Here is a 21,823-nt window from a genome sequence, read left to right as displayed (position 1 = left end):
ATCCCCTGCCCTCACGCGGAGGACCGCACCAGTTTCCGGCCGGGTGCCCGGAGTGAACGGCAGGTCCGCATGAGAGCGGTCCACAGTTGACAGCGGGAGGCAAATGCACCTATTCTGTGCAGTATCCCAAACACGTCCGCTGCAATGATGGTCCGCTGCACCTCCGCATCTGTGGCCGCGGAGGGCCAGCGGCAGAAAAGGCGCGCCCGCAGCCGGTCCCGCCTCCGCTTTCCCCCGCGGTTCCCCACACCGCCGTGACGCCCGAAATCGCCACCCTGCTGGAAAGCGCGACCACTCTGGAGCGCGCCGGACAATGGACCGAGGCGGCCCGCACGCTGCACACGGTCTACGAGGCCAGCATTCGCGCGCGCTCGGCCGAGGGGGTGCTGGAGTCCATGGTGCGCATGGGGCACTGCCACCGCGGCGCCGGCCAGCGCGAGCTTTCCGACGACATGCTGCAACTCGCGCTCGCGCTGGGCCAGGCGCATGGACGCCCCGGCATTGAGGGGCGCGCGGCCAACGGGCTGGGCATGCTGGCGCAGGAAGGCGGCGACCTGGACGCGGCGGCGCGGCTGTACCTGCGCGCGTTCGAGCTCGGCGGCCAGGCCGGCGACCCCGTGCTGATGGGCGAAACCGAGCAGAACCTGGGCATTCTGGCCGCCATTCGCGGCGACCTGGAAGAGGCGCGGTCACGGTACCAGTCGGCGCTGCGGCACCTGGTGCGCGCCGACAGCGTGCGCGGCCGCATCTCGTCGCTCAACAACCTCGCGCTCGTGCACCTGTACATGGGCGAGCTGAATGAGGCGGCCGGCTACCTGGACGCGGCGCTCGCGCTGGCGCTGCAGGTGGGCGACGTGGTGCGCGCGGGCGGCGTCCACATCAACCGCGCGGAACTGTTCATCGCGCGCGGCGAGCTGGACCGGGCGCGCGAGGCCTGCGACGAGGGGTTCGAGATCTTCAGCCGGCTGGAGGACCGGCCGCGGCAGGCCGAAGCGCTCAAGATCTACGGCATCATCTACCGCGAGAGCGGCAAGCTGCACCTGGCCACCATCCACCTGCAGCAGGCCATCGACATCACCCGCCGCACCAACCCGCTGCTGGAGGCGCAGGCGCAGCGGGAACTGTCGCGCGTGCTGCGGCTGCAGGGGCGCAACCGGCAGGCGCTGGAGGCGCTCAACCGCTCGCACGCGCTGTTCACCGCGCTGCAGGCCAGCCCCGACCTGGCCGACATCGACCAGCGCATCGCCGACCTGGAAGAGGACTTTCTTTCGGTCGTGCGCTACTGGGGCGAGAGCATCGAGGCCAAGGACCACTACACCATGGGACACTGCGCGCGCGTGGCGGATTACGCGTGCCGGCTGGCCCGGCGCGCGGGCATGGGCGAGCCCGAGCTGGTCTGGTTCCGCATGGGCGCGTTTCTGCACGATGTCGGCAAGACGGAGGTGCCGGAAGAGATCCTGAACAAGCCCGGGCGGCTGACGGACGAGGAGCGCGCCATCATGCAGCGGCACACCGTGGCGGGCGACGAGATGCTGGCGCCGGTGGAGTTTCCGTGGAACATCCGGCCCATGGTGCGCAGCCACCACGAGCGGTGGGACGGGCGCGGCTACCCGGACGGTCTGGCGGGGCAGGACATTCCGCACTCCGCCCGCATCCTGCGCATCGCCGACGTGTTCGACGCGCTGACGACGGCCCGCAGCTACCGCCGCCCGCTTACGCCGGACGAGGCGCTGGAGATCATGGTGGAGGACGAGGGCTCGTTTGATCCGGAGCTGTTCGCGCTTTTTCTGGACATGTTCCCCGAACTGGCCCCCACCGCCCGCGGCGCCGCCCTCTCCGCCCGGTAAGCGCGCGCTCGATGGATGAACGCAACCCTCCTCAGGAACGCCGGGGGAGGGCTTCGTCGTCAGGCTCCTGATGACAGGGCTCGTTTTACCGCGAGAATCGCCGGGCACGAACGCCGACGCGGTCCTACGGCGCGAAGCGCGTCGCCACCCGCTGATACGAAGCTGGCCGGGCGTCACAGCGTACGACTGTCACGCGAAGCGCGTGTCAGCAACCAGCCCGTCCTGGCCTCGAGTCTGAGCGTCGTTCTGAGAGCGTGTTGGAAATGCGGCTTGGGTTCGCGCGCCGGAATCCGAGTGTCATTCTGAGGGAGCGACGCACCGTGCCGTCCGCGCCGCCGAACCCTGCGCGACCGAAGAATCCCGCGCCGAACCTTTCGTGTGGACGCAGGCGGCGCGGCGCGCACCGCCCCCCTCGCGGCGGGCAGAGTCCCGGGCACGCAGCGCAGCCCATCGTGCGTCGGATGCTCCGCGCCGGGATTCTTCAATCGGCGCCCGAATTGTGAGCAGGAGGATGGTCCGTGCGGCGCCTCCTTCAGAATGACACTCAGGCTTCGGGGCGCGAGGCCGGGCCGGTGATTCAGCACACCTGTCGAATGACGCCCAGCTCCGGCGTGGTGGCTGGTCGTTCTCGGGGCCGACGCTCCGGAGCCCTCGGCTCCGGCGTGATGCCGGTCATTCCCGGAGCCACGCTCCGGAGCCCTCGGCTCTGGCGCGGTTCCCAGCCTTCTCCGGCCCACGCCCCCGGCTCAGCGCGCAGTGCGGAAACGGAAAAGCCCCACGGCGCCTGCTGGTGCCGTGGGGCTTATTGCATTCCTGATGTCCGTCGGATCAGGCCGCGACGGCCGCCTCGTCCTGGTCCACGGGGATGCCGCGGGTGCGCAGGATGCGCTCCACCGCCTCGCCGATCTTGTTGTTGGGCGTGCTGGCCCCGGCCGTCAGGCCGACGATGACGGCGCCGCGCGGAATCCAGTCCTCGGCCTCCACCTCCGGCGCGTCCAGCGGCGTGCCCGCCGGCTTGAACCGGATGGTGCCGCGCTCGGGATCAATGCACGACGCGTCTTCCACATGGTACGTGACCGTGTACCGCGCGCACAGCACCGCCAGGTGGTTGGTGTTGCTGGAGTTGTACCCGCCGATGACCACCATCACGTCCGGCGGCCCCTGCGGCCCCTCCATGAGCGCAGAGACGGCGTCCTGGCGCTCCTGCGTGGCCGAGCAGATGGTGTCGAACGAGCGGAAGTGCGCGCCAGGCTCGTATCCCGGCTCCCCGCCGTAGCGGCGCTCCAGCGACCGTCCCACCTCCGCCGCGATCTCCAGCGAGTCGCCGGACAGCATGGTGGTCTGGTTGGCCACGCCGATGCGCGACAGGTGCAGGTCCGGATCGAACCCCTCCGACGCGCGATCGGCAAAGCGCGCCAGGAACTGCTCGCGGGTCAGCGCGCCGGGCACCCCCTCCAGGTAGTCCATCACCAGCCGCGCCTCGTCCATGTTGCGGACAATCAGAAAGCGGCCTTCGGGATACTTGAGCGCCTGGCTGGCCGTGGCGCGCGTTTCCTCGTGCAGGTGCTTGCCGTGAATGAGCGCGGTAAAGCCGTCGCGGGCGTACTGGTCCACCCGCTTCCACACGTTCAGCACGCTGCCGCACGTGGTGTCCACCAGAATGCAGCCGATGGCCTGCAGCCGGCGGAAATCGTCCACCGTGGCCCCGAACGCGGGAAGGATGACGACGTCCTCCGCCGTGAGCGCGCCGAAGTCGAAGCGCCCGTCCGCCTGCGGCTGCAGGAAGTGGATCCCCATCCCGCTGAGGCGCTCGTTGATGTGAGGGTTGTGGATGATCTCGCCCAGCAGCAGGATGCGGCGCTCGGGGAACTGCGCCCGCGTCTCGTACGCGTACTCCACCGCGCGGTCTACGCCGTAGCAGAACCCGAACTCCTCCGCCAGCCCCACGGTGACGCGCTGGTCGCCCTCGCCCCAGTGGTCCTGGAACCCGCGCGCGCGCAGCCGCTCCACCACGCCGCTGTGGTACTCGGAGCGAATGAGCGGCGCCACGTGCTTCTTGAGGCCGAAGCCCCGGCGGAAGTAGGTTTGCTCCATGGGTCCTGCACGGGTTGCGCGAAGGCGGGCGGGTGCCCGCAAAGCAGCCTGAACGCTAACGGAACGGCGCCCCCGCCGCAACCGCCTGAAGCCGTTGCCAAGGCGCCATTTGCCCCTGTGGGGAATGCTTCTTGCCCCGCCGCCGCGCGGGGAACGCACCCGTCATCACTCTCTTTTGCAACCGTACGCACTCGCCGTGGCCAAACCGGGAAAAGGAAAGACGCTGGGCGGCGCGCCGCGCTCGGGGCGGTGGACCAAGCAGCCGGAAGAAACCCGGATGGGCGGCCGCCACCGCGGATCGCTCATCGCGCTGGGCGTGCTGGGCGTGCTGCTGCTGGCCGGGTTCGGCGCGTTCATGGGGTGGGCCAACAGCCAGCTGGGCGGGGGGCTGCTGCGGCAGGAACGCGAGGCGCGCCGCCGGCCGGACTGGGTGCCGCTGCACCAGCTGCCGGGGTACGCCCGCGCCGCCTTTGAGACCGTGCTGGACACCACTTCCACGCTGCGGCGCCCGCGCTACGACAACCGCGGCGGCCGGGCACACCTGTCGCGCGACCTGGTGCGCCAGGTGTACCAGCTGCGGGGCGGGGTGCAGGACGGAATGCGCGAGGCGGCGTTCGCCCAACTGCTGGAGGTGCGCAGCTCCGAGTCGCAGCGCATGGAGCTGTACCTGAACCGCGTGGCCATGGGGCGCACGGAAAACTGGGCGGTGTACGGCATTCAGCACGCCTCGCAGGAGTACTTTGGCAAGGACGTGCGGCGCCTTACGCTGGGCGAGGCGGCCACCCTGGCGGGCATTCTGCTGGAGCCGCGCATCCGCGACCCCGAGGCGGTGCCGGGCGCCGTGGGCGCGCGCCGCAACGAGGTGCTGCGGCTCATGGCCCAGGCCAGGCGCATCGGCCAGGCGCAGCTGCAGGCCGCGCTGGCCGAGCCGCTGAGCTTTCAGCCCGGCGAAGACTACGCGCCCATGACGCAGCCGCTGAACCGCGCCGCGCAGCCGGAGGTCATCCGCCTGCCGGAGGCGCTGCGTCCGCGTCTGGACGGGGATTCGGTGCCGCGGAGTCCGGGGCAGTAGCCGCTGGCGCCGCGGCGGGGGGCGCCTCCGGGCGGGAAAGGTGAAGCTGCAGCAGCCGCCACTCCCCCTCGCGCCGCCCGAACACGCCGGACATCCGCATGCGCTCCGGCACCCCGCCCGTGGCGGGAAACATCTCCACGAAGCCCGCGAACCAGGCCGTCCCGCGCTGCGGGTCGGCCTGCACCCGCAGGTCGGGGGTGCGCGCCAGTGCGCCGGGCTGCACCTGCAGCTCGGCCACGGCCGCCGCCAGCCCGTCCGCGCCAAAGCGGGGGCGCCCCTCGTTGCCGTCCACCCCCACCACGTACGTGTCCATCACCGGGCTCATGGCGCTCACCGCCTGGCCGCGGTCGCCGCGCGCCAGCGCCTGCAGAAACGCGCCCACGTGGGCGCCCACGTCCTGCTCGGCGTCGCGGCGCTCCACCTGTGACGGGTCGCGCGGGTTGAGCACTTTGTCGGGGGTGCGCTCCACGGTGCAGGCGGCCAGCGAAAGCAGGGCGGCCACGGTCAGCGTCCGGTGCACGGGTTCTCCGGTTCTGGGATCGGGTCGATCGATACGGATCGGTGAACGGACAAGATGCGGCGCGGGTAGCAGGAGTCAAGCTTGCGCGGGGCGCAAATGCGACTTGACGGACGGCGGCGCTCCCGCCATCGTCCATCGGCAGATTTTCGGGGGAATGAACCGGGTGGTGCGCGGATGATCTGGTTTGGAAAACAGCTCAACGAGGTGATGTGGACGCCGCCGGCGGGGGTAAACCCCATCGGCGACGAGAATACGCGGATGGAGCATGCGCTGCGCTGGGTGGCGGCGCGCGATCCGCATTTGGAGGGCGAGGCCCTGCTGGACGCGCTGGGCGCCACCGGGTGGGTGGACCGGGGCACGGCCGCGCGCCTGCTCCCCTGCTTTCGCGCGTTCGATCCGGACCGCTACTTCGCCGAGGCGCTGCGCTCGCTTTCGTTTCGCGGGCCCACCGCGGCGGGCGAGTTCCGGCAGCGCATCGGGCGGGTGATGGAGGACATGACGGGGACGGCCGCGCTGGGCTCCGTAGGGCCCGAGGAGTGCGTGCGCTTTGGCGACGGGCAGCGGCAGGGCGTGGTGCTCGCCTACCCCCAGGTGCAGTTCACCGTGGGCGGCGAGGCGGTCAAGGCGGTCGCGGCCGCGGTGGACGAGATGCCGGACGCGCTGGTGATTGTCGCGCGCAACTTTCAGGAGAACACCGCGGGGCAGCTTCGCGCGCTCCTGCAGGGCTCGGAGGTGCCGGGCACCCTCATCACCGTGAACCTGCTGCTGGGGATGCGCGCGTCGGCGCTGCGCTACCAGCCGGGGCCGGACCGGGTGCTTCAGCTCCTTGGGGCGGGGCGGCCGCTGCGGTCGCGCGACATCGCGGTGCTGGGCGACCGGCGGAACTGATTCTTTCTGTTTCGATGATGGGATGGGTCGGGGGCGGATCGGCGGGTGCCGGTTCGCCCCCGAACTGCGTTCCGGCGTCTCTCACGGGGGTCACGGAGCGTGCGCGGAGGTCACGATGGCCGCGGCGTATCTTGCCGTCTGGGTGCGGGTGTCATCCAGAAAGGACGCGGGAGAATAGAGGATTTCGCCCAAGTGCCTGGATCGTAACGAGTTGGATGCGGGGCGGGGTTCGGTACGCGAGGTGCGTTGGGCGAGTGCACTCCTCGTTGTATCCAACCTGCCCGAGAGAAGTCCCGATGCCGATGTTCTCCCGTCCGCCGCTCCGCGCGCTGCTGCTCGCCGCGTCCTGCTCCGCATTCGCCTCCGTTCCCGTCGCCGCGCAGGCGGCGGGGAACTGGGAACTCCGCATCGATGGCCGGTCGGCGTGGCCCGTCCTTGTCGCGTTCGGGGGGGGTGCGGGCAACTCGATGCACGCGGCCGCGCTGACCGGCGAGGGAACCGTGCGCATCCGCGAGGCGACGCGGGCGGGGGACGGGCTGAACGCCACGGTCGCGCTGGGCCGCCGCGAGTACCGGCTGCGCGCAACCGTCCGCGGCGACTCCCTGACGGGGATGCTGACCGGCGCGGCGGACAGCATGGCCGTGCGCGGCGTCCGCATTCCCGCGCGGGCGCTCGCCCCCATCCGCGGCGCGGCGGTGTTCGACAGTGTGACGCGCGCGCTGCAGAACGTGTTCTACGATCCGGGGATGAACGGCGCCAACTGGCCGGCCCTCGTCGCCCGGCTGCGCCCGCGCGCCGCCGCCGCCCGCAGCGACGCGGAAGCCTTTACCGCCATCAACGAGCTCCTGGATTCGCTCCACAGCTCGCATCTCGCCTTTTCCGCGCAGCCCGCGATGGGCGCCGCGCCTTCCGCGCCGTCCGCGCCCGCATCTCCGGCCGTGGCGCGGCCCGCGGCGGTGAGCTGGCGCGTGCTGTCGCCCTCGCTGGGCTACCTCCGAATCCAGAGCTTCGTGCCCACGGGGCAGGCGGCCCTGCCGGACTTTGCGCGGCTGGACAGCGCCTTCCGTGAGATGGGCTCGCTGCCGGGGCTGATCATCGACCTGCGCGGCAACGGGGGCGGCTCGCTGGACCTGGCCGCCCGCCTGGGCCAACACCTGATCGCCCGGCCCACGGCGGCGGGCTACTTTGTCACGCGGACGGGCTTCACCAGCCGGGGCATGCGCGCCGCGGGTGCCCTGGACCCGGCGACCGTCCGCCCGCTGTCGACCAGCACCACGGGCGCCACGCTGCGCGCCTCGGTGGACGCGGGTGGCGGGGCGGGGATGGTGTACGTGGGTGGAGGGATGGGGTCGCCGTTCGCAGGCCGCATCGCGATCCTGACGGACGGCCGGACGGGGAGCGCGGCGGAAGCATTCGGCGCGGCGCTGCGGGAGGTGCGCGGCGCGATGGTGGTGGGGGAGCGTTCCGCCGGCGCCATGCTTTCGGCGGAGGAGATGGCGATCGCGCCGGGATGGGTGCTGCGCTATCCGGCCATGGACTTCCGCACGCCGTCTGGCCGTCGCGTGGAGGTCGTAGGCGTGCAGGTGGACGTCCCGTCCCCCGCCGCCGGAGAAGCGCCCATCCGCGCCGCCGCCCAGGCGCTCGGCCATCCGCTGCCCTGAAGCACGCCGCGGGGCGGCGTGACGTGACCTCCGGCGAACCGGATTCATCACGTCAGGTACACCGGGATTCCTCACCCGGCTCGGGCTTCGAGTGTCATTCTGAGCGAGGCGCCTCACCGCACCGTCCGTCACACCAGACTGTGGCGCCGACCGAAGAATCCCGCGCCACCGCTTCCCATGCGCGACCGGTTGCGCGCCGCGCTCGGACGCTGCGGGTGCGGTGGGAGAGCCTGGAGCACGCCACGCCGGATCGCGGCGCGGCGGACGTTTCGGTCCGGGATTCTTCAGTCGCGGATGATCGCGGCACCGGGGAAAGCGCGGCGCGCGCTCCTTCAGAATGACGCTGCCGGCGCCGAGGTGGGCGGCAGGACACCGCGGAGCGGAGGTGCCGCCGAGGGGCGGCGTGACGTGACCTCGGCGCACCGCGATTCCTCACCTCCGCCGCGCCGGGATTCCTCACCCGGCTCGGACTTCGAGTGTCATTCTGAGCGAGGCGCCTCGCTGTACAGTCCGTCACACCAGACTGTGGCGCCGACCGAAGAATCCCGCGCCACCGCTTCCCATGCGCGACCGGTTGCGCGCCGCGCTCGGACGCTGCGGGTGCGGTGGGAGAGCCTGGAGCACGCCACGCCGGCCCGCGGCGCGGCGGATGCTTCGGTCCGGGATTCTTCAGTCGCGCATGAACGCGGTGCGGGGGAAAGCCCGGCGCACGCTCCTTCAGAATGACGCTGCCGGCGCCGAGGTGGGCGGCAGGACACCGCGGAGCGGAGGCGCCGCCGAGGGGCGGCGTGACGTGACCTCGGCGCACCGCGATTCCTCACCTCCGCCGCGCCGGGATTCCTCACGCGGCTCGGACTTCGAGTGTCATTCTGAGGGAGGCGCCTCGCTGTACCGTCCGTCACACCAGACCTTGGCGCCGACCGAAGAATCCCGCGCGACCGCTTCCGCTGCACGCCCGGTTGCGCGCCGCGCTCGGACGCTGCGGGTGCGGTGGGAGAGGCTGGCGCGCGCCACGCCGGATCGCGGCCCGGCGGACGTTTCGGTCCGGGATTCTTCAGTCGCGCAGGGATCCGGCACCGGGAAAGCGCGGCGCACGCTCCTTCAGAATGACGCCCCAGCGCCGAGGTGGACGGCAGGATACCGACGGGGCGGACGGTGCCTGCGCGGGGGGAGGCGCGGCGCCAACGGGCACGAACTTCCTCGGAGCCTTATGAGAGAGGCCGTGCTCGGTTCCTCTGCCCTCCATCAGTTCATCCCAGAATCTCACGCCCGATGGATCGCAGCGAATCCAGCATGCGGTCCAGGTGCTCGTCGGCGGTGCGCGGGTTCATGAGCGTGACGCGCAGGGTGCGGCGGCCGTGCAGGACGGTGAGGGTAATCCACCCGGTGCCGCTCGTGTTGTAGCGCGACCGCAGTTCGGACTGAAAGGCATCCACCTCCCCGTCGGTCCGCCCGTCCAGCGCCGCGGGAAGGTGTCGAAAGCAGAGGATGTTGCTCTCCGGCGCGTGCGACGGCGCAAAGTCGTCCGCGTCGGCCAGCTTGTCGTGCAGCGAGCGCGTGGTGTCGGCCGTGCGCTCCAGCAGCGCGGCGAAGTGATTCGCCCCGTAGTGCTGCAGGCATACCCACAGCTTGAGCGCGTCGAAGCGGCGGGAGCACTGCAGCGTCATGCGCCCCGCGTCGCGGCAGCGGTCCTCGCCGGGGCGCGCGTGAAACAGGTACGGCGCCTTCTGCTGAAACGCGGCGTCCAGATGCCGCCGGTCGCGCACCAGCACGGCGCCGGTGGACATGGGCATCCACAGCATCTTGTGCGGGTCCCACGCCACCGAGTCCGCCCGCCCGATCCCGTGCACCAGCCCGTGCATGGACTCCGAGAGCGCGTACGAGGCGCCGTGCGCGCCATCCACGTGCAGCCACACGCCGGCCGCCTGGCACACGTCGGCGATGCGGTCCAGCGGATCGAACAGCCCCATGGCCGTGGCGCCCGCCGTTGCGCAGACGGCGAACGGAATCCGCCCCTCCGCGCGGACGCGGCCGATGGCCTCGGCCAGCGCGTCGGGGCACATCTTTCCCTCGCGCTCGCCCACCCCGATCACGGCGTCGCTGCCGATGCCCATGAGCCCCGCCGTGCGCTCCACCGAGTAGTGCGAATGCTCGCTGACGAGCAGGCACGCGCGCTCCGCCTCGGCCGTGCGCGCCACGCCGTCGCGCCAGCAGCCGGGAAAGCGCGCCTCGCGGGCGGCGAGCAGGCCGGTGAGGTTGGCCACGCTTCCGCCTGAGACCAGCGTGCCGTCCGCCGATTCGGGAAAGCCGATGGCATCCGCCAGCCACCGCACCACGCGCGCCTCCACCATCGTTCCGGTGGGCGACATCTCCCACACGGCGAGCGACTGGTTGAGCATGCTCACCAGGGTGTCGGCCAGGATGGCGTGCGGGAGCGGCGGGGCGACCTGGTGCCCCATGTACATGGGATGGTTGACGTGAATGGCGTCGCCCACCACGTCGCGCCACACGTCGTCCCACACCTGTTCGGCCGGGCGCCCCTCGCGGGGGAGCGGCTGGTCGAAGCGGGCCTGGAGAGCGGCGGGGGAAAGCGGGGTGCTCACCGGGCGCGATTCGATGCCGGCCAGGTAGTCGGCCATGCGGTCGATGAGGTCGTGCCCGGCGGAACGCAGGCTTTCGGCGTCCATCGCGGAGGTCGCGACGGCGTCGTGAAGGGTGGTGTACATCCGTGCTCCGGTGGTGGTTTGGAGCGGCCAATCTACCACCGGAAGCGGACTTGCGGCACCCCGGCCGGGGTGGAGGCGGGTCACACGGCTGAGCGGCTGAAGTCGCCGCAACAACGGCGGAAAGTCCCCCCAAACAGCCGGGGGACTTCACCTGCACGCGGCGGCGGGTGCCGGTGTGGGGGGCAGAGTCCAGGGCGGGCCCCACCCGGGCCGGCACCACCGGCCCACCCTCCCCCAAAACAGACTGGGGGAGGGTTGTCGCGGCGGACGCTTCCGGGTTGGTCCAGACGTATGGTCGAGGCTGCCGGCCTGCTGAGCGGCTGAAGCCGCCGCAATAACGGCTGAAAGCCTCACGGTACTGCTGTGAGGCTGCTCCTACGCGGCACCATGAGCTCGGCGCCGAACGCCGCCCGCGCGCTGAGGTCTCCCTTCCCCCAGGGTTTTTTGGGGAAGGGCCGGGGATGGGGGCCTCTCTCCACCGCGCCGCACTTCGCCTCCCGCACCCACCTGGGGTGTGCTCCCTCTCCCACATTTGTTCGTGGGAGAGGGTCGTCGTGCGCAGCACGCGGGGTGAGGGCCACAGCCGGCGGAGGCGCCGCATTCCGCCTCTCACACCAATGCAGCCGCCACAGTCCGCGCAGGCCGACTTCGTGCTGTTCCAGCGGCGAATTCTTTCGCTCTGGACGGAGGCGCCGCATTCCGCCTTTCAAACCGATGCAGCCGCCACAGTCCGCGAAGGCGGACTTCGTGCTGTTCCAGCGGCGAATTCATTCGCTCTGGACAGGCGGAAGCGCTTACCGTCCCGTGCGCACCAATGCAGACGGGCCCGTTCTCACCCGAACAGGTCCAGTTCGTCCGCGACCTTCTTTCCGCGCTTCGGGGGCTCGGGCGATGGGTCCGGCTCCAGCGCGGGCTGGGCGGCGGCCTTTCCGCGGCCGCGCGGCTTGGGCGCGGCGAGCGTCTCGGCTTCGGGCGGTCCGGGATCGGGCTCCGGCGCCGGCCGCGCGCGCCCCCTGCCGCGCGTCTTTTCCGGCGCGTCCGCCGCATCCGCGGGTGCGGACGGCGGCGATGCAGACGGCGCGTGGGGAACAGAGGGCGCCGCGGGCTGCGCAACCTTCGCCCTGCCGCGCGACTTCGACGCGGCCGCACGCGCGTCGGGCGCTGGCTCGGGTACGGGCGCCGACTCGGGTGCGGGCGCCGGCTCGCGCGTGGACCGCGGCTCCGCGGAGGCAGCGCGCCCACGCGCCTTGCGTGCGGGCTGCGCCTCCGTGTCTGCGCCCGCCTCGGGCGCGGGTGCCTGCGCCGCATCCGCGCCCCTCGTCGCGGGCGCGGATGAAGCATCCACACCTGTGGGCGCCTTGCGGGCGCGGCGCGGGGCGGGAGTGGGCGCCACGCCTGAATCCACCGGCGCGGGCGCGGAAGCAGGCGCGGCGGGCGGCGCGGGAGGAACGTCGCGCGTGGCCTTGGGGCCCACGTCCGCCACGCTGGGCGCCTCGCGCGTGCCACGGCGCTTGCGATCGGGCGGCGGAGCGATCGGGTCCTCGATGATCATCTCATCATCCGCCACCGGCACTTCATCCGCGAACAACTCTGCTGCCACGACCAGCGGGACCGAGGTCTGTTCCGCATCCGGGCTGGACGCGGATGCACCATCCGCATCCGACACAGCGTCCGTGTCGGCCGTCGCACCGTCTTCCGGGGTCTGGAGCGGCCGCGCGGCGTCGGCATCCGTTCGCTCGGTGTCGGGAGAGATGCCACCGTCAGCCGTGGCGGAACCGCGTTCGGCCGCGTCGGTGTCCAGGTCGCCCGGGGGGGCCGCCGCATCCGAATCCGGCGACGTGTCCGGCCCGCGCTCCGGCGCGTCGGGGGGCGGCGGAATGTCGTCCGGCGAGCCGGGCGCGTCGGCGTCGCGCTCGGCCAGCGGCGTCACGAGTACGATCTTTTCGCCGCGCGCCAGCTCCAGCACCGCCTCCGGGCGGGCATCGCGCGGCAGCAGCGGAACCGAGTCGCGTCGAATGCGCCGCGGCGCGCCGTCCGCCATCACCGCGTTCAGGTCGCCCGCCAGCGGCAGCAGCGCGACCAGGTCGCCGAATTCCTTGCCGCCCGGCGCGATAATGACGCCCTTGCCGTCGCGCTTCTGCAGCGGCAGGTCATCCATCGCGAACCGCTTGGCCTGGCCCCGCACGGTGACCGCGGCCAGTTCCAGCCCGGGCTTGCCCGCCGCCATCCCCGCCAGCGTCTCGCGCCCGTCCAGCTTCATTCCGCGCACTCCCTGCGTGGCGCGCCCCATCACCGGCACGTCGCCCTCGCCAAAGCGGATGGCGCGCCCGCCGCGGCCGGCGAGCACCACTTCCATCTCCCCATCCGTCACGGCGACGGAAACCAGCCGGTCCCCCGCGCGCAGGCTGATCGCCTCGATGCCGCCCGCGCGAATGCGGCCGAACTGGTCCAGCGATGTCCGCTTGACCGTGCCGCCCGCCGTGGCGAACAGCACCATGCGTTCGGCGGCGAACTCGCGCACCACGTGCACGGCCGCGATGTCCGCGTTCCTGGCGAACTCCAGCAGCTGGTGCAGCCGCTTGCCGCGCGCGCGCAGCTCCGGCTCAGGCAGGTCGCGCACTTCCAGCGCGTACGCGCGGCCATCCGTGGAGAACACGAGCAGCGCGTCCTCGGTGCTGGCCACCAGCACGCGCTCCAGGAAGTCCGCCTCGTACTCCGTGCCGATCAGCCCCCGCCCCGTCTGCGCGGCGCGCTGGTAGACGGGCATGGGGATCTGCTTGACGAAGCCCTCGCGCGTGAGGGTTACGACGACCTCCTCGGCCGCCAGCATGTCCTCGATGCGCACCGACTTTTCGTCCGCGAAGATCGTGGTGCGGCGCCCGTCGCCAAAGCGCTCGCGCATCTCCAGCAGCTCCGCGCGCACGACCGCCACCTGCGCCTCGGGGCTGGCCAGCAGCGCCTCCAGTTCCTTGATGCGCGCCTCCAGCTCGGCCAGGCGCTCGCGCAGCTCGCGCGATTCCAGCTGCGTGAGGCGCGACAGGCGCATGCTCAGGATCGCTTCGGACTGGCGCTCGGTGAGCTTCAGCTCCTTTTCCAGCTTGCGCGCCGCCGTTTCGCGGTTGCGCGAGCCGCGGATGATGGCGATGACCTCGTCGATGCGCCGCAGCGCGATCATCATCCCCGCCAGCACGTGCGCCTCGTCGCGCGCGCGGTCCAGCTCCCAACGCGAGCGGCGCACGACGACCTGAATGCGGTGGTCGCGGAACCGCTCCAGGATCTCCAGCAGCGTGAACTCGCGCGGAACCCCGCGGTCCAGCGCCAGGCTGATGACGCCGAACGTGGTCTGCAGCGCCGTCCACTTGAAGAGCCCGGTGAGCACCTTGGCCGGATCGGAGCCGCGCTTGAGCTCGATGACGATGCGGATGCCGTCGCGGTCGCTCTCGTCGCGAAGGTCGCTGATGTCCTGCAGCTTGCCGGAGCGGGTGAGCTCGGCGATCTGCTCGATAATGCGCGACTTGTTGGTGCCGTACGGGATCTCGGTAACGACCAGCTGCTCCTTGCCGTTGCGCCGGGATTCCTTGTAGACGCGCGCCCGCATTACCACGCGGCCGCGCCCCTTGGCGTACGCGTCGCGGATGCCCTGCGTCCCCACGATCAGCCCGCCCGTGGGAAAGTCCGGCCCCGGCAGGTGCGTCATCAGGTCGTCCAGCGTGCACTCCGGATGGTCCAGCAGGTGCACCGCCGCGCGCACCACCTCGCCCAGGTTGTGCGGCGGCATGTTGGTGCTCATTCCCACCGCGATGCCGCTGCTGCCGTTGACGAGCAGGTTGGGGACGCGCGAGGGAAGCACGCGCGGCTCCGTGAGCCGGTCGTCGTAGTTGGGGGCGAAGTCGACGGTGTCGCGGTCGATGTCCGCCAGCATCTCCATGGCCACGGACGACAGGCGCGACTCCGTGTAGCGGTACGCCGCCGCGGCGTCGCCATCGATGCTGCCGAAGTTGCCCTGCCCGTCCACCAGCGGGTAGCGCAGGCTGAAGTCCTGCACCATCCGCACGAGCGAATCGTAGACGGAGGCGTCGCCGTGCGGGTGGTACTTGCCCAGCACGTCGCCCACCACCGTTGCGCTCTTCTTGTACGGCCGCGTGGGGATGAGCCCCGCCTCGCTCATGGCGAAGAGGATGCGGCGGTGCACCGGCTTGAGCCCGTCGCGCACGTCCGGAAGCGCGCGCTGCACGATGACGCTCATCGAGTAGTCGATGAACGACTCGCGCATCTCGTCTTCAATGAGCCGCGGAACGATGCGGTCGCGCTGCGTGGGGGTGAGGATCGCCATCAGGTGCCTTCAGCCGCCGTACGGGCGGACGGAGTCGGATTGGGAGAGGGTGGAAACGTGCGGCCCCGCGCGGCAAAGCGCCAGCGTGGACGCCCCGGCACATACACCGCGGCCGCCCATCGGTTCGGATTTTCTTCGGTCACAATGCATCTTCGCCGCGCGGCCCGCAACCTGCCCGGAGCCGCGCCGGCCGCCTCATCCCTTCCGCGTGACGGAGCGTCGACGTGAGCGAAACCGGACTGCCGCCCGCCCTGGTGATTGAGCGGGTGGTGCTGCTGGGGTACATGACCTCGGGCAAGAGCACCGTGGGGCAGGCGCTCGCGAGGCGGCTGGAGTGGGATTTTCTGGATTTCGACGTGGAGATAGAACAGCGGGAGGGGCGCACCGTCAAGGAGATCATCGCCACGGATGGCGAAGAAGTGTTCCGGCGGATGGAGGCCGCGCTGACGGACGAGGCGGCCGAGCGCCCCGGGCTGGTGCTGGCGCCGGGGGGCGGATGGATCCTGCGGCCGGAGCAGCTGGACGTGCTGGGCGCCACCACCCTTTCCGCCTGGCTGCGCGTGGGGGTGGATGAAACCGTCCGCCGCCTGCGCGGGGACACCATCGACCGCCCCTTTCGCGACCACCCCGATCCGCGGGGCATGATCGCTCGGATGATGGCGGAGCGCGACCCCCTGTACCGCCTGGCCGACATCTCCCTTCCCGCCGAAGGGCGCACTCCGGAAGCCATTGCTTTCGAGATCGAGACCGTGGTTCGCACGCGGCGCGAGGTGCTGCTCCCCTTCGCCCCCGGCGGCCTGGGGTAACCCTCGTCCCCGTAGCGGCTTCGGCGCTCGGCCGCGCGGGTGCGCCCCGGGCGTCTCGGAGGCCGTGCGCGTTGCGACATTTGTTTGCCTTGCGATCTGCTACGGAGCTGATGTACACTTCTCCCGCCGGTTTACGGCACTCGCGGGCGGTACCCCCTTTTATCGCCGTCGGCGAGGCGGTTCCCCTTCATACCTTCAGGAGTCGTACAATGAGCACACAACAGCAGCAGGGCGTGGGCGGGCTGGCGGGCATTCCGGTGGCCAACCTCACCAACTGGTCGCCGCAACGCGAGCTGCAGGACCGTTCCACCTCCGCCGGGCCGGCGCTTGCCACCAACGGCGGAACGCTGTGCATGGCGTGGCGCGGCACCGGGCAGAACAACATCTGGGTCTCCGTGTCGCACGACAACGGGCAGACCTGGTCGCCGCAGCAGGAGCTGCGCGACCGCTCCACCCGCAACAACCCCGCGCTGTGCTGCACCGACGGAAAGTTCGCCATGGCGTGGCGCGGGCTGGACCAGGACAACATCTGGGTGTCGGTGAGCAGCGACGGGCTGAACTGGAGCCCGCAGCAGGAGTTGAGCGACCGCGCCACGCAGTCCGGCCCGGCGCTTTCCGGCGTGGGCGGCCTGTTCGTGATGGCATGGCGGGGCCGCGACCAGAACAACATCTGGGTGGCCACCAGCACCGACGGGCTGAACTGGAGCCCGCAGAAGGAGCTGAGCGACCGCGCCACGCAGGACGGCCCGGCCATCACCGGCACGGTGCAGGACCCCAGCGGCCGCAAGTTCGTGATGCTGTGGCGCGGGCTGGACCAGAACAACCTGTGGGTGTCGCAGAGCAACGACGGGCTGAACTGGACCCCGCAGCAGGAGCTTCGCGACCGCGCCACCAGCTCCAACCCGGCGGTGACGCACAGCGACCAGCTGGGGGTGTTCTACTCGGCGTGGCGCGGCCTTGACCAGGCCAACATCTTCGTCTCGACCTCGCAGGACGGCATCACGTGGACGCCGCAGACGGAGCTCCAGGACCGCAGCACCAACAGCGGCCCGGCGGTAACGCCCGCGGGCGGCTCGCTGTACATGATCTGGCGCGGCTCGGGCCAGGACAACATCTGGACCTCCATCCTGCTCTCGTAAGTTCCCGAGACGGGCAGGCGGATGACGATCGGGGAGGCTCCCACGCGGAGCCTCCCCGATTTTGTGTCGCCCCTCTCCCGTCCTTCCCCTCTCCTCCCGGCTGCTGCCGAAATGCGGAGGGGGAAACGGCAACGTCGGCGCATTCCGGAGGGGGCCGGCGCGGCGGAAGGAGGCCCCCTCCCCCCAGCCCCCTCCACCCGCTCCGCGGGAGAGGGGGAGCCGTTCGGCGCGGGTGATGGTTCGGCGCGTGCGGCGGCCTCCGCAGGCCCCACCCCCGCCCCTCCCCGTGCAAACTGCCGCACGGAGAGGGGAGCAACCGACCCGGATCGGCGGCCTCGTGCAGTTGAAGCCTCGATCGTGGACGCGACAGCGGCCACGAGTCGGGGCTTACCGCTTTCAGAGCGGCGGATTCATCCGCTCAGGGAGGCTTGGGCGCCACCATTTCCCACTGTCTACACCGATCCGCCACCAACCCTCCCCCAGTCCGTTTTGGGGGAGGGTGGGCCGGTGGTGCCGGCCCGGGTGGGGGCCGCCCTGGACTCACCGGCACGCAGAGCCCCTGCCTTCCATCCCCGATCGCCCATCCCTCTGCCCGTGCACCGCCCCGGCTGATAGATTGTCCGCCGTCGATCCACGGACCGAGCCGAACAGACAACACGCATGAGCAATACAGATACGTCGCGCTTCATCTACGTGATGAAGGAACTGCGCAAGGTGGTTCCGCCCAACCGCGAGATCCTCAAGGGGATCTGGCTCTCGTTCTACCCCGGCGCCAAGATCGGCGTGGTGGGCAGCAACGGCAGCGGCAAGAGCTCGCTGCTGCGCATCATGGCCGGGGTGGACAAGGACTTCAACGGCGAGGCGTGGGCGGCCGAGGGCACCCGCATCGGCTACCTGGCCCAGGAGCCGGAGCTGGACCCCGCACTGGACGTGCGCGGCAACGTGGAGGAAGCCGTCAAAGCCCAGCGCGGCATTCTGAGCCGCTTCGAAGAGGTGAACATGGCGTTCGCCGAGCCCGACGCGGACTACGACGCGCTGCTGAACGAGCAGGCCCGCCTGCAGGACGCCATCGACGCGGGCAACCTGTGGGAGCTGGACCGCAAGATCGAGATCGCCATGGAGGCGCTGCGCCTGCCGGCGCCCGACGCGCGCGTCGACAACCTGTCCGGCGGCGAAAAGCGCCGCGTGGCGCTCTGCAAGGTGCTGCTGGAAGAGCCCGACATCCTGCTGCTGGACGAGCCCACCAACCACCTGGATGCCGAGTCCGTGGCGTGGCTGGAGCACCACCTGGCCGCCTTCACGGGCACCATCGTAGCCATTACCCACGACCGCTACTTTCTGGACAACGTGGCGGAGTGGATCCTGGAGCTGGACCGGGGCGAGGGCATTCCCTGGAAGGGCAACTACACGAGCTGGCTGGAGCAGAAGCAGGAGCGGCTGCGCAAGGAAGAGAAGCAGTCGTCCAGCCGCCAGCAGACGCTGGAGCGCGAGCTGGAGTGGGTGCGCATGGCGCCCCGCGCGCGGCAGGCCAAGAGCAAGGCCCGCCTGCAGAGCTACGAGCAGCTGCTGAACGCCGACCAGCGCGAGCGCACCTCCACCGCGGAAATCATCATTCCCGCGGGGCCGCGGCTGGGCGATGACGTGGTGGTGGCGGACGGGGTGGCCAAGGGCTTCGGCGACCGGCTGCTGTTCGAGAACCTGAACTTTCGCCTGCCGCGCGGCGGCATTGTGGGCGTCATTGGGCCCAACGGCGCGGGCAAGACCACGCTGTTCCGCATGATCACGGGCAAGGAAGACCCGGACGGCGGCACGCTCAAGGTGGGTTCCACCGTCAAGCTGGCGTACGTGGACCAGAGCCGCGATACGCTGGACGGCGAAAAGACGGTGTGGCAGGAGATCAGCGCCGGCGCCGAGCAGCTGGAGCTGGGCCGGTTGAAGGTGAACAGCCGCGCGTACTGCGGATGGTTCAACTTCAAGGGGAGCGACCAGCAGAAGATGGTCAAGACGCTTTCCGGCGGTGAGCGCAACCGCGTGCACATGGCCAAGGTGCTCAAGGAAGGCGGCAACCTGATCCTGCTGGACGAGCCCAGCAACGACCTGGACGTGGACACCCTGCGCGCGTTGGAAGAGGCGCTGCTGGACTTCGCGGGCTGCGCCGTCGTCATCAGCCACGATCGGTGGTTCCTGGACCGCATCGCCACGCACATTCTGGCGTTCGAGGGCGAGAGCCAGGTGGTGTGGTTCGAGGGCAACTACCAGGAGTACGAGGCCGACAAGAAGCGCCGCCTGGGCGCCGCCGCCGACATCCCGCACCGCATCAAGTACAAGAAGCTCGTGCGGGCGTAACCGTCCGCTGTCGCGTGCAGCCGAATCACGCTGTACGCGGCAGAAGACACTTGAGCCAGGTGTTCTCTCTGTCTATATTGGGCAGATGGAACTCAACGTCGAGTGGGACGCCCGAAAGGCGGAGCAGAATCTGCAGAAGCACGGCGTCTCGTTCCGCGAAGCGGCGACGGTGCTTGCTGATCCACTCTCAGTTACGCTGCCGGACCCGGATCACTCCGCGGGTGAGGAGCGCATGCTGCTCTTGGGCTGCAGCGAAGCGGGGCGTGCGCTGATCGTGTGCCTTACGGAACGGCGCGACTCGATTAGATTGATCAGTGCGCGGCTGATGACGGCTCGCGAGCGGAGAACGTATGAGCAAGCTATCTGAAGCTGATTCCATGCGAGACGAGTACGACTTCACTCCGGAAGCGCTGCAAGGTGGCGTCCGCGGCAAGTACGCTGCACGATACCGCGAAGGCGTGAACCTCGTTTCCATCGATCCCGACCTGATGGACGTGTTTCCTGATGCCGAATCCGTCAACCAGGCGCTGCGCGCGATGGCCAGCATCATTCGCGCGCACGCGCCCCAAGACCGGGCGGCGTGAGTCACTCGGGCACGCTCCTGAATGGCGGGCGGTGCGGAGTTCATGAGATAAAAGAAGGGCCGCTCCGGGGAGCGGCCCTTCTGCGTCAGCGGCTGCTGAGGACGAAGACGTTGCCGTCCGGGTCCTCGAAGATCGCGCTGGTGCCCCACGGCTCGGTTCTGGGCGGCTGCCGAAAGTGGACGCCGCGGTCCACGAGTTCGTCGTACGTCTTCTGCACGTCGTCCGCGACGAGGGCCATGTTCTGAAAGACGCCCACCTTGTGTTCCGGCATCATCGGCTTCGCGATGACCACGCTGGTTTCGGCGCCGGGAATGCGCAGTTCGATCCAGCGCGCGCCGGGACCCATCGGCTGGTCGGTGACGATGGTGAACCCGAGCTTCTGCGTGTAGAAGTCCAGCGCCACGTCCTGGTCGTTCACGTACACGCTCACAAACTTGACGGCCCTGATCATCGCGTCTTCTCCTCTTCATGGTGTTTTGGATGGACGAGAATCGTATCCGGAATCGCTGGCGGCACAAGGCGCGCACCCGCTACTATGGCAGCGGACGCCATAGCTGCCTGACCGGGAGGATCGCCGTGCGAATGGTTGAAGTGGACGCGTACGTACTCGACACGCTGATGCTGGATCTCGTCGGGCATGACCGCCAGCCCTCGGCGTTCCTGGTCTACCTGTTTCTGTGGCGCCGCACGCGCGGCGACGGGGTGGACGAGGCGGCGCTGAGCCTGCGGACTCTCGCGGAGGGAACTGGCCTGTCCCGCCGCGGCGTGCAGGACGCGCTGGCCCACCTCGCCGCGCGGCAACTGATCGAGATCACGCGGCAGAGCATCACCTCCGTGCCGCGCTACCGGGTGCGCCGTCCCTGGGTGCGTGGACCGGCGTTGGCCGGGGATGCATCCTGACCGAGTCGGGATGTTTCCGCTTGGGGCAGAAACACAAAGGGCCGCTCTCCGGTGAGCGGCCCTTCGTGTTCGTCCGTCCTCCACGCCGTGCTACATGTCCGAACCCGGCGAGGCGCCAATGGGGCTGCCGGTGGAAGGCAGGGTGTCCAGTTCGGCGGTGAGGCCGGCCAGAATGCGCTGGCCCAGGTCGCGGCGGGGCGGCTCCAGGTCCGAGCGGCCCGCGCGCGGCTGCTGAATGCTGCTTCCCGTTCCCGTGGGCACCGGGCACTCCCCGCCGCTGCACGACGACAGCACCTCGGCGCGGGTCAGGCGCTGGCGGGTGGCGTACTCGCCGATGGCCGCCGCGGCCGTGCCCCGCACCCGCGCGTCGCGGTCCGACATGGACCGCAGCAGGGGCGACACCACGAGCCCGTCATCCATCTGCCCCAGCGCCCACACCGCGCTGCGCCGCACCTGCGGATCCACGTCGCGCGCGGCCCGCATCAGCGCGGCGATGGTGGCCTCGTCCCCCGTGATCAGTTCCGGGCTCGCGGCCACCCGCACCGGCGCGGCGGCGGGCGCCGGCGCGCCCCCGACGGGCACGGCGCGCGCCGGCCCGCGCCTGCGCGCGGGAGCGGAGGGGCGCGCCGCGGCCACGCGCGTGCCTGCCTCGCCCGCGCGAGCGGCGGCGCGGGCGGGAGCCGGCGTGGCGGTCAGGGCCGCCGACGCGACGAACGCGGGCTCCGGCGCGGCGGGCTGCTGGATGGAGGGCGACGCGGCGGCGAGCGGAAAGAGCGCGACGGCCGCCAGGGCGCAGCAGACCAGCGCGGCGCGCGCGCCCACGGAGCCACGGGTGCGCGCGCCGTCCAGCACCGCGATCACGCGCCCTTCCAGCTGCGAGCGCCCCGCCATCCCGACCGCGGCCGCC

16 protein-coding genes are annotated in these 21,823 nt (G+C 70.8%); 10 read left to right on the top strand and 6 right to left on the bottom strand.

Annotated elements, in window-relative coordinates:
* Positions 1–254 precede the first annotated feature (254 nt).
* Positions 255–1,847 (top strand): HD domain-containing phosphohydrolase, encoded by a 1,593-nt coding sequence (locus VF665_RS25680; protein WP_331056354.1) that lies wholly within the window; start codon positions 255–257, stop codon positions 1,845–1,847.
* 828 nt (positions 1,848–2,675) lie between these two features.
* Here VF665_RS25680 and VF665_RS25675 read toward each other — a convergent pair.
* Positions 2,676–3,941, bottom strand: coding sequence for a 4-hydroxy-3-methylbut-2-enyl diphosphate reductase (locus VF665_RS25675; RefSeq protein WP_331056353.1), 1,266 nt, complete (start codon positions 3,939–3,941; stop codon positions 2,676–2,678).
* Positions 3,942–4,137: 196 nt separating this feature from the next.
* On the opposite strand from VF665_RS25675, the gene VF665_RS25670 reads away from it, so the two are divergent.
* Positions 4,138–5,013 carry a transglycosylase domain-containing protein gene (locus VF665_RS25670; protein ID WP_331056352.1) on the top strand — a complete coding sequence of 292 codons (876 nt, stop codon included), beginning with the start codon at positions 4,138–4,140 and terminating at the stop codon, positions 5,011–5,013.
* Here the strand turns inward: VF665_RS25670 and VF665_RS25665 are convergent.
* Positions 4,943–5,533 carry a nuclear transport factor 2 family protein gene (locus VF665_RS25665; RefSeq protein WP_331056351.1) on the bottom strand — a complete coding sequence of 197 codons (591 nt, stop codon included), beginning with the start codon at positions 5,531–5,533 and terminating at the stop codon, positions 4,943–4,945. The two genes, VF665_RS25670 and VF665_RS25665, sit on opposite strands and share 71 nt — an antisense overlap.
* A 174-nt stretch (positions 5,534–5,707) precedes the next feature.
* On the opposite strand from VF665_RS25665, the gene VF665_RS25660 reads away from it, so the two are divergent.
* Together VF665_RS25660 and VF665_RS25655 are read left to right on the top strand one after the other, a co-directional pair.
* Positions 5,708–6,421 carry a hypothetical protein gene (locus VF665_RS25660; protein WP_331056350.1) on the top strand — a complete coding sequence of 238 codons (714 nt, stop codon included), beginning with the start codon at positions 5,708–5,710 and terminating at the stop codon, positions 6,419–6,421.
* 296 nt (positions 6,422–6,717) lie between these two features.
* Positions 6,718–8,082 carry a S41 family peptidase gene (locus tag VF665_RS25655; RefSeq protein WP_331056349.1) on the top strand — a complete coding sequence of 455 codons (1,365 nt, stop codon included), beginning with the start codon at positions 6,718–6,720 and terminating at the stop codon, positions 8,080–8,082.
* A gap of 1,250 nt (positions 8,083–9,332) precedes the next feature.
* Here the strand turns inward: VF665_RS25655 and VF665_RS25650 are convergent.
* Together VF665_RS25650 and gyrA are read right to left on the bottom strand one after the other, a co-directional pair.
* Positions 9,333–10,808 carry a pyridoxal phosphate-dependent decarboxylase family protein gene (locus tag VF665_RS25650; RefSeq protein WP_331056348.1) on the bottom strand — a complete coding sequence of 492 codons (1,476 nt, stop codon included), beginning with the start codon at positions 10,806–10,808 and terminating at the stop codon, positions 9,333–9,335.
* A gap of 832 nt (positions 10,809–11,640) precedes the next feature.
* A complete protein-coding gene (gene gyrA / locus VF665_RS25645; protein WP_331056347.1) occupies positions 11,641–15,141 on the bottom strand; it encodes a DNA gyrase subunit A in 3,501 nt (1,166 codons plus the stop codon).
* A gap of 224 nt (positions 15,142–15,365) precedes the next feature.
* Here gyrA and VF665_RS25640 point away from each other — a divergent pair, with 224 nt between their 5' ends.
* The 5 genes from VF665_RS25640 (at position 15,366) to VF665_RS25620 (ending at position 20,016) form a co-directional block, all read left to right on the top strand.
* On the top strand, positions 15,366–15,947 hold the full coding sequence (locus VF665_RS25640; RefSeq protein ID WP_331056346.1) for a shikimate kinase: 582 nt from the start codon (positions 15,366–15,368) through the stop codon (positions 15,945–15,947).
* Between the two features lie 209 nt (positions 15,948–16,156).
* Positions 16,157–17,086 (top strand): sialidase family protein, encoded by a 930-nt coding sequence (locus VF665_RS25635; protein WP_331056345.1) that lies wholly within the window; start codon positions 16,157–16,159, stop codon positions 17,084–17,086.
* A gap of 660 nt (positions 17,087–17,746) precedes the next feature.
* The gene (gene ettA, locus VF665_RS25630) at positions 17,747–19,432 is read left to right on the top strand and encodes an energy-dependent translational throttle protein EttA (protein WP_331056344.1); all 1,686 of its coding nucleotides are present in this window, start codon (positions 17,747–17,749) and stop codon (positions 19,430–19,432) included.
* An 85-nt stretch (positions 19,433–19,517) separates the two neighbouring features.
* On the top strand, positions 19,518–19,799 hold the full coding sequence (locus tag VF665_RS25625; protein ID WP_331056343.1) for a BrnT family toxin: 282 nt from the start codon (positions 19,518–19,520) through the stop codon (positions 19,797–19,799).
* 10 nt (positions 19,800–19,809) lie between these two features.
* Positions 19,810–20,016, top strand: coding sequence for a hypothetical protein (locus tag VF665_RS25620; protein ID WP_331056342.1), 207 nt, complete (start codon positions 19,810–19,812; stop codon positions 20,014–20,016).
* An 85-nt stretch (positions 20,017–20,101) separates the two neighbouring features.
* Here the strand turns inward: VF665_RS25620 and VF665_RS25615 are convergent, their stop codons facing one another.
* Positions 20,102–20,467: a VOC family protein gene (locus tag VF665_RS25615; protein WP_331056341.1), complete on the bottom strand. Its 366-nt coding sequence runs from the start codon at positions 20,465–20,467 to the stop codon at positions 20,102–20,104.
* A gap of 131 nt (positions 20,468–20,598) precedes the next feature.
* On the opposite strand from VF665_RS25615, the gene VF665_RS25610 reads away from it, so the two are divergent.
* Entirely contained in the window at positions 20,599–20,916 is a 318-nt protein-coding gene (locus tag VF665_RS25610; RefSeq protein ID WP_331056366.1) for a helix-turn-helix domain-containing protein, read from the top strand.
* Positions 20,917–21,006: 90 nt separating this feature from the next.
* Here the strand turns inward: VF665_RS25610 and VF665_RS25605 are convergent.
* Positions 21,007–21,823: HEAT repeat domain-containing protein (locus VF665_RS25605; RefSeq protein WP_331056340.1), on the bottom strand; the 817-nt coding region annotated here is incomplete at its 5' end.

The organism is Longimicrobium sp., assembly GCF_036387355.1.
Taxonomy (GTDB): domain Bacteria; phylum Gemmatimonadota; class Gemmatimonadetes; order Longimicrobiales; family Longimicrobiaceae; genus Longimicrobium.
The sequence above is the reverse complement of the archived record's forward strand: the minus strand, read 5'-3'. Positions and strand labels throughout refer to the sequence as shown.